Source organism: Streptomyces sp. NPDC026206 (assembly GCF_040638465.1).
In the GTDB taxonomy this organism is placed as follows: Bacteria; Actinomycetota; Actinomycetes; order Streptomycetales; family Streptomycetaceae; genus Streptomyces.
Genome location: NZ_JBEZYL010000005.1, coordinates 244,172 through 257,943 on the forward strand (window position 1 = coordinate 244,172; position 13,772 = coordinate 257,943).

Consider the following 13,772-nt stretch of genomic DNA (forward strand, 5'->3'; position numbering starts at 1 on the left):
GCGGTGGGAAATGCCCCTGGTGCCGAAGACGGGAGGAACTCGCCGATGACGGTCAGGAACATACGCGTCGCCATGAACGGCGTCACCGGTCGCATGGGCCACCGCCAGCACCTCGTGCGCTCGGTGCTCGCCCTGCGCGAGCAGGGCGGCATCGACACCGGCGACGGCACGACGCTGTGGCCCGAGCCGGTCCTCGTCGGACGCGACGGCCGGAAGCTGGCGGGGCTCGCCGCGCGCCACGGCATCGAGCGCTGGTCCACCGACCTCGACGCCGTCCTCGCCGACCCGGCCGTCGAGGTCTACTTCGACGCGCAGGTCACCGCCGCCCGCGAGAGCGCCGTACGCAGGGCCATAGCGGCGGGCAAGCACGTGTACTGCGAGAAGCCGACCGCCGGCGGCCACGCGGGCGCCCTCGCCCTGGCCCGCCTCGCCCGGGAGGCCGGCGTGCGGCACGGAGTCGTGCAGGACAAGCTCTTCCTGCCCGGGCTGCGCAAGCTCAAGCGGCTGGCCGACGACGGCTTCTTCGGCAGGGTGCTGTCGCTGCGCGGCGAGTTCGGCTACTGGGTCTTCGAGGGCGACCGGCAGCCCGCCCAGCGGCCCTCGTGGAACTACCGGGCCCAGGACGGCGGCGGCATAGCGGCCGACATGTTCCCCCACTGGGAGTACGTCCTGCGCGAGCTGGCCGGGCCCGTACGCTCCGTCCAGGCGCACCTGGCCACCCACATCCCCCGGCGCTGGGACGAGCGGGGCACCGCCTACGAGGCGACCGCCGACGACGCCGCCTATGCCGTCTTCGAGCTGGAGGGCGGAGCCGTCGCCCAGTTCAACTCCTCCTGGACCGTGCGGGTGCACCGGGACGAGCTGCTGGAGCTGCAGGTCGACGGCACCGAGGGCTCGGCCGTCGCGGGGCTGCGGCACTGCCGCGCACAGCACCGCTCGGCCACCCCACGGCCCGTGTGGGACCCGGACCTGCCCGCCGGCGAGGATTTCCGCGCGCAGTGGCGCGAGGTGCCGGACGACGGGGAGCCCACGAGCGCCTTCAAGGCGCAGTGGGAGCTGTTCCTGCGCCATGTGGCCCTCGGTGAGCCCTGGCGCTTCGACCTGTTCGCGGGCGCCCGCGGGGTGCAGCTGGCCGAGCTGGCCCGCCGCTCCGCCGCCGAGGGGCGCCGGCTGGCCGTGCCGGAGCCCGCGCCGTGATCCGGCTGCCGGACGCCGGCGGGGCGCTGCGCCCCTACCAGCCCCGCAGGGCCGCGCCCGTGCCGCCGGGGCCGCCTCCCACGAGCCGGGCGCTCTTCGCGGCCGCCCACGTCGTCGCGAACCCCTTCGGCAACACCACCCCCCATGGCCCCGCCGGCCTCGACTGGGACGCCACGCTCGCTTTCCGCCGCCACCTGTGGGCGCACGGCCTGGGAGTGGCCGAGGCGATGGACACCGCCCAGCGCGGGGCGGGCCTGGACTGGCCGGCCGCCGCCGAGCTCATCCGGCGCTCCGCCGCCGAGGCCGCGGCGGTGGGCGGCCGGATCGTGTGCGGGGCCGGCACCGACCAGCTGGTGCCGCCGTACGGCCCGGTGGAGGCCGTCGCGGCGGCCTACGAGGAACAGCTGGCGGTCGTGGAGGCGACGGGTGCCCGTGCCGTCGTCATGGCCTCGCGCGCCCTGGCCGCCGTCGCCACACAACCGGACCACTACGAGGAGGTTTACGGACGGCTGCTGCGCCAGACGGCCGGACCCGTCATCCTCCACTGGCTCGGCCCCATGTTCGACCCCGCGCTGGAGGGCTACTGGGGCAGCACCGATCCGGATGCGGCCACCGGCACGCTCCTGCGGATCGTCGCCGCCCACCCGGACAAGGTCGACGGAGTGAAGGTCTCGCTGCTGGACGCCGGGCACGAACGCGCGCTGCGGCGGCGGCTGCCCGCGGGTGTGCGCTGCTACACCGGCGACGACTTCCACTACGCCCGGCTCATCGAGGGCGACGGGCGCGCCCACAGTGACGCCCTGCTCGGCGTCTTCGACCCTCTGGGCCCGCTCGCGGCCCACGCCGCGCGCCTGCTCGACGCGGGTGACCGGCAGGGCTTCCGTGCGGTGCTGGACCCGACCGTGCCCCTGGCCCGGCATCTCTTCGAGCCGCCGACCCGCTGCTACAAGACGGGCATCGTTCTCCTCGCCTGGCTCGCCGGGCACCAGAAGCACTTCACGATGGCCGGGGGCCTGCACTCCGCGCGGACGCTGCCGCACCTGGCCCGGGCCTACGAACTGGCCGACGGCCTCGGCCTGTTTCCGGACCCGGAGGCGGCCGAGGCCCGGATGGCCGCCCTGCTGGCGGTCCACGGGGTGGAGCGGTGAGCGGGCCGCCCGAACGGTTCAGCCTCAACCAGCAGACGGTGCGCCAGTGGTCGCTGCCCGAGCTCGTGGCGGGCTGCGCCGCCGCGGGCGTGCGGTCGGTCGGGCTGTGGCGGGAGCCGGTGCGGGAGTACGGCGCCCGGGCCGCCGCCCGCCTCGTGCGCGGCGCCGGACTGGCCGTCAGCAGCCTGTGCCGCGGCGGCTTCCTGACCGCCGGTGACCCCGCGGGCCGGGCTGCGGCCCTCGCCGACAACCGGGCCGCCATCGAGGAGGCCGCCACCCTCGGCACCGCCACCCTCGTGCTCGTCTCCGGCGGCCTGCCGCCCGGCAGCCGTGACCTGCGCGGCGCGCGCGAGCGGGTGGCCGAGGCCCTCGCCGAGCTGGCCCCTTGCGCGGCCCGGTACGGCGTGCGGCTGGCGATCGAGCCGCTGCACCCGATGTTCGCCTCCGACCGCTGTGTGGTCTCCACCCTCCGGCAGGCCCTCGACCTCGCCGAACGCTTCCCCGCGGACCAGGTCGGCGTCGTCGTGGACACCTACCACCTGTGGTGGGACGACACGGTCGGCGGCCAGCTCGCCCGGGCGGGGGAGGGCGGCCGCATCGCGGCCTTCCAGCTCGCCGACTGGGTCACGCCCCTGCCCGAGGGCGTCCTGCTGGGACGGGGACAGCTGGGGGACGGGTGCGTGGACCTGCGGTGGTTTCGGACACGGCTCGACGCGGCGGGCTACGCGGGGCCGGCCGAGGTGGAGATCTTCAATCCGGGGCTGTGGGGGCGGGAGGGCGCGGAAGTGCTGGCCGAAGTGCTGGACCGGTACCGGACCCATGTGCAGTGAACCGACGTTCCTACGGTACGTAACGGAATGATAACGCCACGAAATCGCTGCAACTCCTCGGCGCCCCGGTGAGTCGTTACGGACATCAGGCTTCCTGGGGAGGGATCCGGGGGGATTCGGAGGAAGCCGGTTCCGGGGGGAACCCGAGGGGCCCGGCCATCGGCCGGGCCCCTCGAATCGGTCCGGTCGGATTGTTTCCGGTCCCCCGGCCCCGTCGGCCCCGCCGTCCATCCCCCGTCGGCCATGCAGGCCCCGTCGGCCCCGTTCAAGCGGAATCATCACTATCCACAGGCCCGAACGCTCTGTCGGACCCCGGCGGTACCGTCAGGGCATGGTGCAACTGGCTGTGGTCGAAGGGGTCCTCGAGCGGATCACCTACGCCAATGAGGAGAGCGGCTACACCGTCGCCCGCGTCGACACCGGCCGCGGCGGCGGCGATCTCCTCACGGTGGTCGGCTCGCTGCTCGGCGCGCAGCCGGGTGAGTCGCTGCGCCTGGAGGGGCGCTGGGGCTCCCACCCGCAGTACGGACGGCAGTTCACCGTGGAGAACTACACCACCGTGCTGCCCGCCACCATCCAGGGCATCCGCCGCTATCTGGGCTCCGGCCTGATCAAGGGCATCGGACCGCGCATCGCCGACCGCATCGTCAGCCACTTCGGCACGGACACCCTCGACGTCATCGAGAGCGAGCCCAAGCGCCTGATCGAGGTCCCCGGCCTCGGTCCCAAGCGCACGAAGTCCATCGGCGCCGCCTGGGAGGAGCAGAAGGCCATCAAGGAGGTCATGATCTTCCTGCAGGGCGTCGGCGTCTCCACCTCCATCGCCGTGCGCATCTACAAGAAGTACGGCGACGCCTCCATCTCCGTCGTCCGCAACCAGCCCTACCGGCTCGCGGCCGACGTGTGGGGCATCGGCTTCCTGACCGCGGACCGTATCGCCCGGTCCGTCGGCATTCCGCACGACAGCCCCGAGCGGGTCAAGGCCGGGATGCAGTACGCCCTGTCCCAGTCCGCCGACCAGGGCCACTGCTTCCTCCCCGAGGAACGGCTGATCGCCGACGCGGTCAAGCTCCTCCAGGTCGACACCGGCCTGGTCATCGACTGCCTGGCCGAACTGGCGGCCGATGAGGAAGGGGTGGTCCGCGAGAGCGTCCCCGGCCCGGACGGCGGGGAGCCGGTCACGGCGGTCTACCTCGTCCCCTTCCACCGCGCCGAGCTGGCCCTGGCCGCGCAGTTGAGGCGGCTGCTGCGCGCGGAGGACGACCGGCTGGGCGCCTTCGGGGACGTCGAGTGGGACAAGGCCCTGGCCTGGCTCGCGGACCGCACGGGCGCCGAGCTGGCGCCCGAGCAGCAGGAGGCGGTCCGGCTCGCGCTCACCAGCCGGGTCGCGGTCCTCACCGGCGGGCCGGGCTGCGGCAAGTCCTTCACCGTGCGCTCCGTGGTCGAGCTGGCCCGCGCCAAGAAGGCCAAGGTCGTGCTGGCCGCGCCCACCGGCCGCGCCGCCAAGCGCCTGTCCGAGCTCACCGGCGCCGACGCCTCCACCGTGCACCGCCTGCTGGAGCTCAAGCCCGGCGGTGACGCGGCATACGACCGGGACCGGCCGCTGGACGCCGACCTGGTGGTGGTCGACGAGGCCTCCATGCTCGATCTGCTGCTGGCGAACAAGCTGGTCAAGGCCGTGGCCCCGGGCGCCCATCTGCTGCTCGTGGGGGACGTGGACCAGCTGCCGTCGGTGGGGGCCGGCGAAGTGCTGCGCGACCTCCTCGCACCGCACAGCCCCGTCCCGGCGGTCCGGCTCACCCGCATCTTCCGGCAGGCGCAGCAGTCCGGTGTGGTGACCAATGCACACCGCATCAACTCCGGGGTGCAGCCCATCACCCAGGGGATGACGGACTTCTATTTCTTCGCCGAGGAGGACACCGAGGAGGCGGGCCGGCTCACCGTGGACGTGGCCGCCAGACGCGTCCCCGCGAAGTTCGGGCTCGACCCGCGCCGCGACGTCCAGGTGCTGGCCCCCATGCACCGCGGGCCGGCCGGTGCGGGCAACCTCAACGGCCTCCTGCAGCAGGCCATTACGCCCGCGCGGCCCGACCTGCCCGAGCGGCGCTTCGGCGGGCGGGTCTTCCGGGTCGGCGACAAGGTCACCCAGATCCGCAACAACTACGAGAAGGGCGAGAACGGCGTCTTCAACGGCACGGTGGGCGTGGTCACGGCGCTGGACACCGTCGAGCAGCGGCTGACCGTGCGCACCGACGAGGACGAGGAGGTCGGCTACGACTTCGACGAGCTCGATGAGCTCGCCCACGCCTACGCGGTGACCATTCACCGCTCCCAGGGCAGCGAGTACCCGGCGGTGGTGATCCCCGTCACCACCGGCGCCTGGATGATGCTGCAGCGCAATCTTCTCTATACGGCTGTTACTCGGGCAAAGCGTCTGGTGGTCCTCGTCGGCTCGCGGCGCGCGCTGGCCCAGGCGGTGCGGACGGTCTCGGCGGGCAGGCGTTTCACGGCGCTGGATCACCGGCTCGCGGGGGGCGGCTGAGGTGGTGTTCGTCTCCGAGCGGTTTACCAATCCGGGCGAACGGGGCAGGATGGGCAGGCTGGACGGCACTCAGTGCCGTCTTTAGGCCCTATGGCCGACCCCGAGTGCACGTACATCGTCCAAATGGGGGAAGGTAGGGGTAGTCAGGGCACCTCGAAGAAGAGGCACAACGTCGGTGAGGGATGACGTGAGCGACAACTCTGTAGTACTGCGGTACGGGGACGGCGAATACACCTACCCGGTGGTCGACAGCACCGTCGGCGACAAGGGCTTCGATATCGGCAAGCTCCGCGCCCAGACCGGTCTGGTGACCCTGGACTCCGGCTACGGCAACACCGCCGCCTACAAGTCCGCCGTCACCTACCTCGACGGCGAGCAGGGCATCCTGCGCTATCGCGGCTACCCGATCGAGCAGCTCGCCGAGCGCAGCTCGTTCCTGGAGACGGCGTTCCTGCTGATCAACGGCGAGCTGCCCACCGTCGACGAGCTGGCGAGCTTCAAGGGCGAGATCACCCAGCACACGCTGCTGCACGAGGACGTCAAGCGGTTCTACGACGGCTTCCCGCGTGACGCCCACCCGATGGCCATGCTGTCGTCCGTGGTCAGCGCGCTGTCGACCTTCTACCAGGACAGCCACAACCCGTTCGACGAGAAGCAGCGTCACCTCTCGACGATCCGGCTGCTGGCCAAGCTGCCGACGATCGCGGCGTACGCCTACAAGAAGTCGATCGGCCACCCGGTCGTCTACCCGCGCAACGACCTCGGCTACGTCGAGAACTTCCTGCGCATGACCTTCTCGGTGCCCGCCGCGGAGTACGAGCTGGACCCGGTCGTCGTCAGCGCCCTCGACAAGCTGCTGATCCTGCACGCCGACCACGAGCAGAACTGCTCCACCTCCACCGTGCGCCTGGTCGGCTCCTCGCAGGCGAACCTGTTCGCCTCGGTCTCCGCGGGCATCAGCGCCCTGTGGGGCCCGCTGCACGGCGGCGCCAACCAGTCGGTGCTGGAGATGCTCGAGGACATCCAGGCCAATGGCGGCGACGTCGACTCCTTCATCCGCAAGGTGAAGAACAAGGAGGACGGCGTCCGCCTGATGGGCTTCGGCCACCGCGTCTACAAGAGCTTCGACCCCCGGGCGAAGATCATCAAGGCGGCGGCGCACGATGTCCTCTCGGCGCTCGGCAAGTCCGACGAGCTGCTGGACATCGCGCTGAAGCTGGAGGAGCACGCGCTCTCCGACGACTACTTCGTCTCGCGCAACCTCTACCCCAACGTGGACTTCTACACCGGTCTGATCTACCGGGCGATGGGCTTCCCGACCGAGATGTTCACGGTGCTCTTCGCGCTCGGCCGGCTGCCCGGCTGGATCGCCCAGTGGCACGAGATGATCAAGGAGCCCGGCTCCCGCATCGGCCGTCCGCGCCAGATCTACACGGGCGTCGTCGAGCGCGACTTCGTCCCCGTCGAGCAGCGCTGACCCTCCCCGGCCACCGCCGGGAGGCTGCCCGCAGCCGTACGCGCGAAGGCGCCCCACACCGATGAGGTGCGGGGCGCCTTCGCGTACGTGTACCCAGCAAGTGAAAAGCGCCCCGACTCCAATCCCCCCACGGGTTGGAGCGAGGCGCCTTCCTGCCCCGGCACGGATTCCCCCCACGGGATCCGGCCGGGAGCGGACGGACGCGATCTGCCGGGACGCGTACGTACGGGAGGGCCGCTCAAAGCTCCCCGGGTACGTGCCCCGGCCACGCGTGGCCGGTCCGTCCCCCAAGACGACCCGGCACTGCCTGGTTAGACCAATGTCCCCCCATGATGGTTACCTCCCAATGCCTGTGATCTAGGTCTCCTGGCGCAGGGGGACGTAAAAGGGCAAGACCCTACTTGTGGGGATTTTGTGAAGGTGGCGCCGGGGCCGGATGGCTCAAACCCGTCCGGTGAGCTCGTAACCGGCCTCGTCCACGGCGGCGCGCACGGCCTCGTCGTCCAGCGGGGCGGTGGTGGTCACGGTGACCAGGCCCGTGGCGGCCACCGCCGCGACCGAGGTCACGCCGCCGAGCGCGGAGATCTCGCCGGTGACCGCGGACTCGCAGTGGCCGCAGGTCATGCCGGTGACCTTGTAGACGGTGGTGGTCATGGGCGTACTCCTCGGAATGTGTCGTGCTCGTGCCGTGTGGCACCGTCAGCACTTTACCCCCCGGGGGTATTCCCGGGGGGTAAAGGGGTGAGCGGTTGAAGGTTTCTGCGGGTCAGGACCGACCGCGTGCGCGCCCGTTGCGGCCGGGGCGCTGGGTCACCCAGGTCCGAATGGTGTCGGCGAACCAGTACGGTCTCCCGCCGTCGGTGCGGTCGGGGGCGGGCAACAGCCCGTGCTTGCGGTACGAGCGCACCGTATCGGTCTGCACGCCGATATGTGCGGCGATCTCCTTGTAGGACCAGAGTCGACGGTCGGCCATCTCTCGCGCCTCTCCGCTGCGCCGCAGCCACGGAGGGGTCCGTGGGGGGAGCCGCGACGCTGCCGTTCTTGATCGCCAGCCTGTCCCCGGACAACGACGGAGAGTGACCATGACGGAGCGCTGTCGGGCTTCTGTGACGGAAGGTTCGCGCGGATGTGACGACCGTGACAGGAAGGTAACTCGGTAACAGACCCCCGGGGGCTCAGCCGACGTCCCGCTCCACCCGCACCGGCCGGTTCTCCCGGCGGGAGACCTCGCACGCCTCCGCGACCAGCAGCGCCCGCAACCCCTCCACCGCCGGGCAGGGATTGTCCCTCTCGCCCCGCGCGGCCCGCACGAAGGCCGCCAGCTCCGCCCGGTAGGCGTCCTCGAACCGCTCCAGGAAGCCCGGCCAGGGCCGCTCGGGGGCCGCCGGACCGTCCGGCTCCGCCGAGGTCATGGGCGTACGACCGGCCAGCCCGACCACCCATTGGTCGCGCTCGCCCGACAGCTCCATCCGCACGTCGTACCCGGCGCCGTTGTAACGGGTGGCGGTCACCGTGACGAGCGTGCCGTCGTCCAGGGTGAGGAGAGCGGCGGCGGTGTCCACGTCGCCCGCCTCCCGGAAGAAGGCCGCGCCGCCGTCGCTGCCCCGCGCGTACACCTCCACCACCTCACGTCCCGTCAGCCACCGCACCGCGTCGAAGTCATGGACCATGCAGTCCCGGATCAGGCCGCCGGACAGCGGGACGAACTCCGCCGGCGGCGGCACGGCGTCGGAGTTGACGCACCGGATGGTGTGCACCCGCCCCAGCGCCCCGGACCGCAGCGCCTCGCGCGCCGCCCGGTACCCGGCGTCGAAGCGGCGCTGGAAACCGATCTGCAGCAGGGTGCCCGCCGCCTCCGCCTCGCGCAGGGCCGCGGCCGTGCCCACCGGGTCCAGGGCGAGGGGCTTCTCGCAGAAGGCGGGCAGTCCGGCCCGCGCCGCCCGGGCGATCAGCTCCGCGTGGGCGGCGGTGGCGGTGGCGATGACCACCGCGTCGCTCGCCGCGAGGACCTCGTCCGCCGACCGGAGCGCGCGGGCCCCGGCGACCCGCCCGGCCAGCGCCTCGGCCCTGGCGGGCTCGGTGTCGGCGATCACCAGCTCGCCGACACCCGCCACGACGGCGAGCGCCGCCGCGTGGAACGATCCGATGCGGCCCGCGCCGAGCACTCCGACGCGCAGCAGGTCACTGGTCATCGCTTCGTCACCCCGTTTCGTCGTCGGTACCCACGGCGGTGCGGGCGGGGGCGGAGGCCCTCAACTCCGGTCCGCCGCCCGGTACAGGTCCGGGCGCTCGGCGAGCGTGACCGCCGTGCGACCGCCGCTCTCCTGGGCCCGTACGCCCGCCTCGCAGACGGCGGCGGCCGCGTAGCCGTCCCAGGCGCTGGGGCCGATGACCCCGCCGCGCCGGGTGGCGTCGACCCACGCCTGCACCTCCCGGTCGTAGGCGTCCTTGAAGCGCACGACATAGTCCTGGGCGATCTCCCCGCCCCACCGGCCGGCGGCATTCACGTACAGCCCGTGCGCGTCGCCGGCGCGCGCGGTGCCGTGCTCGCCGACCGCCTCGCAGCGCACCTGGTAGCCGAAGCCGCAGTTGACGAAGATCTCGACGTCGACGACCGCGCCGCCGGAGGTCTCGAAGAGGACGAGCTGAGGGTCGCTCAGCCCCTCGGGCGCGGCGGCCGAGGGAGCCGGCCGCAGGACGGTGACGGCGGTGATCTCCTGGCCCAGCAGCCAGCGGGTGACGTCGGCCTCGTGCACCACCGAGTCGTTGATCGTCATCCGGCTGGTGAAGCCGGGCGGCGTCGAGGCGTTGCGGTGCGTGCAGTGCAGCATCAGCGTCCGGCCGAGCCCGCCCCCGTCCAGCACCGCCTTCAGCTGCCCGAACTCGGCGTCGAAGCGCCGCATGAAGCCCACCTGCACCCGCCGGTGCCCCAGCCGCGTCTCGGCCTCCACCACCCGCAGGGCCGAGGCGGCGTCCGGAGTGAGCGGCTTCTCGCACAGGACGGGCAGGTCACGCGCGAACGCCTCCAGCAGCGCCGCCTCGTGGGCCGGGCCGGGGGAGGCGATGATCACGGCGTCGACGTCGTCGGCGGCCATGGCGGCCGCCGGGTCGGTGTAGGCGGCGCAGCCGTCGACGAGGGCCGCCACCCCCTTGGCGCGCTCACCGTCGAGGTCCACGACGGCGGCCACCCGCGCCCCGCTGATGACCTCGTCGATGCGCCGGACGTGGTCCGAGCCCATCCGGCCGGTGCCGATCACGGCTACGCCGAGCGTTCCGTCTCTCATGGCTTGTTTCCTCACGTTCCTCGGGCTCGTTCCGCCGGGCTACGCGCCGCAGGAGCGCAGGAAGGCGCGGGTGCGCCGGGCGATGGGCAGCGGCCGGTCGGGCGGGCAGGGGTACATGTCCTGCTCGACGATGGCGAACAGGTCCACGCCGAGCCCCTGCGCGGCGGTCAGTACGGGCTCCAGCGCCGGGATGCCGCGCGGCGGCTCGCACATCACGCCCTGCCGGACGGCGGGGCCGAAGGCGGTGCCCCGCCCGGTCACATCGGCCAGGACCGCCGGGTCCACCTGCTTGAGGTGGAGGTAGTCGATCCGTTCGCCGTAGGTCTTGATGAGCTTGACGCTGTCGCCGCCGCAGTAGGCGTAGTGCCCGGTGTCCAGGCAGAGGTTGACCAGGCCGGGGTCGGTGGCGTCGAGGAAGCGCTCGACATGGGCCTCGGTGTCGATGTGGGTGTCGGCGTGCGGGTGCACGGCGATGGACAGCCCGTACCGGCCCATGACCTCGTCGGCCAGGCGCTCCATGCCGGTGTTGAGGTGGCGCCACTGCTCGGCGGTGAGCTCGGGGCTCTCGATGATCTCGGCGCTCCTGTCGTCGCGCCAGAAGGAGGGGATGACGACGAGGTGGTGCGCGCCCACCGCCCGGGTCAGCCCGGCGACCCGGGCGACCTGCGCCCACGTCTCGTCCCAGACGGAGGGACCGCGGTGCAGGGCGGTGAAGACCGTACCGGCGGAGACCTTCAGCCCCCGGCGGCCGGTCTCGTCGCGCAACCGGGCGGGATCGGTGGGCAGATAGCCGTACGGGCCCAGCTCGATCCACTCGTAACCCGCCTCCGACACCTCGTCCAGGAAGCGTTCCCAGGGGACCTGCGCCGGGTCGTCGGCGAACCAGACGCCCCACGAATCCGGCGCGGAGCCGACACGGATCCGGTTCAGGGCGGGGGGAAGAGGCGGTCGGGCGGCGGCGTCCATGCGGCGGCTCTCCTCTCGCCGGTCGGCGTTGACCGGGCAAGGCTGGGGATGCCCGTAGCTTCCTGGCTGGGCAGGGGAGTGTCAAGGTTTCGTCCGGACATATGGACGTAACGTCAATCCCTTGTCTGTGACGTCCTTATGTAAGGACAAATGCTTGACATTGCTGTGCGCGGCCCGCTAGACCTGAGCCCCGGAGCCGAAGGGCGGAGGGGAGACCATGACCGGTCCTTACGACCTCATCACCATGGGCCGGGCCGGGGTGGACCTCTACCCCCTGCGGACCGGGGTGCCACTGGCGGAGGTCGAGACGTTCGGCAGGTTCCTGGGCGGATCGGCGGCCAATGTCGCGGTCGCCGCCGCCCGGCTGGGCCGCCGCACCGCGCTGATCAGCCGCACCGGTGACGACCCGTTCGGCGGCTATGTCCGCCGGGCCCTGCGCGACTTCGGCGTCGACGACCGCTGGGTGACGCCCGTGACCGCCTACCCCACGCCCCTGACCTTCTGCGAGATCCACCCGCCGGACCACTTCCCGCTGTACTTCTACCGCCGCCCCAAGGCGCCCGACCTGGAGATCCATGCCGCCGAGCTGGACCTGGACGCCATCCGCGCCGCCCGGATCTTCTGGGTGACCGGCACGGGCCTGAGCGAGGAGCCCAGCCGGACGGCGACCCTCACGGCGCTCGCAGCCCGGGCGAAGCGGGACGTCACCGTCTTCGACCTCGACTGGCGGCCGATGTTCTGGGGCGGCGAGGGCGGCGCCTCCGACGCCGGTGGCGCCCGCGGACCGGCCGCCATGGCCGCCGCCCGGCCGCACTACGCGGCGGCCCTCGCCCACGCCACCGTGGCCGTGGGCAACGCCGACGAGTGCGAGGTCGCCACCGGTGAACGCGAACCGCACGCCGCGGCGCGGGCGCTGCTGGACGCCGGTGTGGAGCTCGCCGTCGTCAAGCGGGGTCCCCGGGGAGTCCTCGCCGTGCACCGCGACGGCACCACCGCGCAGGTACCGCCCATGGCCGTGGAGGTCGTCAACGGGCTCGGCGCCGGCGACGCCTTCGGCGGCGCGCTCTGCCACGGCCTGCTGGCGGGCTGGGACCTGGAGCGCGCCGTGCGGTACGCCAACGCGGCGGGCGCGATCGTCGCGTCCCGGCTGGCGTGCTCGGCCGCGATGCCGGGGCGCGACGAGGTCGAGGGGCTGCTCGGCGGTGCGGGTGCCGATGGTGGTTGCGTCGGTGCCGGTGCCCCCGGTGGCGGTGACCGCAGCGCCGGTGCCGGTGCCGATGCCGGTGCCCTGGGTGGCGGTGACCGCAGCCACGATGCCGGTTCCGGTGGCCGTGCCGGCGGCCGTTCCATGGAAGCCGAGGGCCGCTCGTGACGTCCATCCGTATCGCCGACCTGCCGAAGGTCCGCAGCAGGCACCCCGAGGCCATCGCCGAGGCCGCCGCGCGGCGGGCCCGCCGCCCCCTCCTCGGCGACAGCGGCCGGCTGATGATCGTCGCCGCCGACCACACCGCGCGCGGCGCCCTCGACGTCGCCGGCCGGAGCCTGGCCATGGCCAACCGTGCCGACCTCCTGGAGCGACTGTGCCTCGCCCTCTCGCGCCCCGGCGTGGACGGGGTGCTCGCCACCGCCGACATCCTCGACGACCTGCTGCTGCTCGGCGCCCTGGAGAACAAGGTCGTCATGGGCTCCATGAACCGCGGCGGCCTCTTCGGCGCCTCCTTCGAGATGGACGACCGCTTCACCGGGCCCCGCGCCGGCGACCTGGTCCGGCGGGGCTTCGACGCCGGCAAGCTGCTGCTGCGCATCGACTACGACGACCCCGGCTCGCTGACCACGATGGAATCCGCCGCGCGCGCCATCGACGAGATGGCCGCCTGCCGGCTGCCGGTCTTCGTGGAGCCGTTCCTGTCCCGGCGCGTCGGAGCCACGGTCCGCAACGACCTCGGCGCCGACGCCGTCACCACCTCCATCGCCATCGCGTCGGGACTCGGCGCCACGTCGGCGTACACCTGGCTGAAGGTGCCGGTCACCGATGACGCCGGTGACATGGCGAGGGTGATGGAGACGTCGACGCTGCCGGCGGTGCTGCTGGGGGGTGACGTGGGCGGGGACCAGGATGCGGCGTACGAGCGGTGGCGGGGCGCGCTCGCGCTGCCGTCCGTGCAGGGGCTGGTGGTGGGGCGGGCCCTGCTGTATCCGGTGGACGGGGATGTGGGGGCCGCGGTCGATACGGCGGTGGGGCTGCTGTGAGCTGTCGCGTGCCGGAGGGTTCCTTCCCCTACCCGCCCTTTCACCGTTTCCTGTCCTCAAGCGCCGGACGGGCTGGTT

12 protein-coding genes are annotated in these 13,772 nt (G+C 72.7%); 7 read left to right on the forward strand and 5 right to left on the reverse strand.

Annotated features, from left to right (window positions below):
- Positions 1-45 precede the first annotated feature (45 nt).
- The 5 genes from AB0F13_RS11185 (at position 46) to AB0F13_RS11205 (ending at position 7,194) form a co-directional block, all read left to right on the forward strand.
- Positions 46-1,197: a Gfo/Idh/MocA family oxidoreductase gene (locus AB0F13_RS11185; RefSeq protein WP_362078680.1), complete on the forward strand. Its 1,152-nt coding sequence runs from the start codon at positions 46-48 to the stop codon at positions 1,195-1,197.
- Complete coding sequence (locus AB0F13_RS11190; protein WP_362078683.1) at positions 1,194-2,345, forward strand: dihydrodipicolinate synthase family protein; 1,152 nt, start codon at positions 1,194-1,196, stop codon at positions 2,343-2,345. Before AB0F13_RS11185 ends, AB0F13_RS11190 begins: the two co-directional genes overlap by 4 nt.
- A complete protein-coding gene (locus tag AB0F13_RS11195) occupies positions 2,342-3,175 on the forward strand; it encodes a sugar phosphate isomerase/epimerase family protein (protein ID WP_362078686.1) in 834 nt (277 codons plus the stop codon). Before AB0F13_RS11190 ends, AB0F13_RS11195 begins: the two co-directional genes overlap by 4 nt.
- A gap of 331 nt (positions 3,176-3,506) precedes the next feature.
- Positions 3,507-5,717: an ATP-dependent RecD-like DNA helicase gene (locus tag AB0F13_RS11200; RefSeq protein ID WP_362078689.1), complete on the forward strand. Its 2,211-nt coding sequence runs from the start codon at positions 3,507-3,509 to the stop codon at positions 5,715-5,717.
- A gap of 187 nt (positions 5,718-5,904) precedes the next feature.
- The gene (locus tag AB0F13_RS11205) at positions 5,905-7,194 is read left to right on the forward strand and encodes a citrate synthase (RefSeq protein ID WP_362078692.1); all 1,290 of its coding nucleotides are present in this window, start codon (positions 5,905-5,907) and stop codon (positions 7,192-7,194) included.
- Positions 7,195-7,635: 441 nt separating this feature from the next.
- Here the strand turns inward: AB0F13_RS11205 and AB0F13_RS11210 are convergent, their stop codons facing one another.
- The 5 genes from AB0F13_RS11210 to AB0F13_RS11230 form a co-directional block, all read right to left on the reverse strand.
- On the reverse strand, positions 7,636-7,848 hold the full coding sequence (locus AB0F13_RS11210; protein WP_362078695.1) for a heavy-metal-associated domain-containing protein: 213 nt from the start codon (positions 7,846-7,848) through the stop codon (positions 7,636-7,638).
- A gap of 112 nt (positions 7,849-7,960) precedes the next feature.
- Positions 7,961-8,167: a MerR family DNA-binding transcriptional regulator gene (locus AB0F13_RS11215; RefSeq protein ID WP_362078698.1), complete on the reverse strand. Its 207-nt coding sequence runs from the start codon at positions 8,165-8,167 to the stop codon at positions 7,961-7,963.
- Positions 8,168-8,369: 202 nt separating this feature from the next.
- Complete coding sequence (locus AB0F13_RS11220; RefSeq protein ID WP_362078852.1) at positions 8,370-9,371, reverse strand: Gfo/Idh/MocA family oxidoreductase; 1,002 nt, start codon at positions 9,369-9,371, stop codon at positions 8,370-8,372.
- A gap of 75 nt (positions 9,372-9,446) precedes the next feature.
- Positions 9,447-10,478: a Gfo/Idh/MocA family oxidoreductase gene (locus AB0F13_RS11225; protein WP_362078701.1), complete on the reverse strand. Its 1,032-nt coding sequence runs from the start codon at positions 10,476-10,478 to the stop codon at positions 9,447-9,449.
- Positions 10,479-10,517: 39 nt separating this feature from the next.
- Complete coding sequence (locus AB0F13_RS11230) at positions 10,518-11,444, reverse strand: sugar phosphate isomerase/epimerase (RefSeq protein ID WP_362078704.1); 927 nt, start codon at positions 11,442-11,444, stop codon at positions 10,518-10,520.
- A 217-nt stretch (positions 11,445-11,661) separates the two neighbouring features.
- Between AB0F13_RS11230 and iolC the strand changes: the two genes are divergently transcribed.
- Both iolC and AB0F13_RS11240 read left to right on the forward strand, forming a co-directional pair.
- Positions 11,662-12,816 (forward strand): 5-dehydro-2-deoxygluconokinase, encoded by a 1,155-nt coding sequence (gene iolC / locus AB0F13_RS11235; protein WP_362078707.1) that lies wholly within the window; start codon positions 11,662-11,664, stop codon positions 12,814-12,816.
- Positions 12,813-13,694 (forward strand): deoxyribose-phosphate aldolase, encoded by an 882-nt coding sequence (locus AB0F13_RS11240; RefSeq protein ID WP_362078710.1) that lies wholly within the window; start codon positions 12,813-12,815, stop codon positions 13,692-13,694. The genes iolC and AB0F13_RS11240 overlap by 4 nt, the downstream gene beginning before the upstream one ends.
- Positions 13,695-13,772: the final 78 nt, after the last annotated feature.